Origin of the sequence: Paraburkholderia sp. BR10937 (assembly GCF_040965695.1) — a bacterium.
Taxonomy (GTDB): Bacteria; Pseudomonadota; Gammaproteobacteria; order Burkholderiales; family Burkholderiaceae; genus Paraburkholderia.
Window position 1 is genome coordinate 1 of sequence record NZ_JBFRCL010000245.1, and the last position, 244, is coordinate 244.

General features: G+C 56.1%; 1 pseudogene. It reads right to left on the reverse strand.

Going from position 1 to position 244, the window contains the following annotated elements:
* Window positions 1–119: 119 nt before the first annotated feature.
* A pseudogene (locus tag AB4Y44_RS42820) lies at window positions 120–203 on the reverse strand (ABC transporter substrate-binding protein); the annotation flags it as partial.
* Between the last annotated feature and the right edge of the window lie 41 nt (window positions 204–244).

The following is a 244-nucleotide window of genomic DNA, read 5'->3' on the forward strand; positions in this document are numbered from 1 at the left end:
CCCGCTTCCTGACGCCTGAATTACGCCGTCTTTCGATTGCGGCACAGTGAAATCCCCAGGTGATAACACCGATTGCCGGCCTTTTCGACACATCGATAATTGTATAGACAACTTGCCGTGCCGAAGCGGATCGTGGACCAGTCTTTCGCATACGCGCCACCGGCGGCTAGGGCGAGGGCGACACACAAGGCAAGTTTCTTCATGAAGTCTCCGATAGGAATGGTTGGCGTGTGCCCGGTCATGG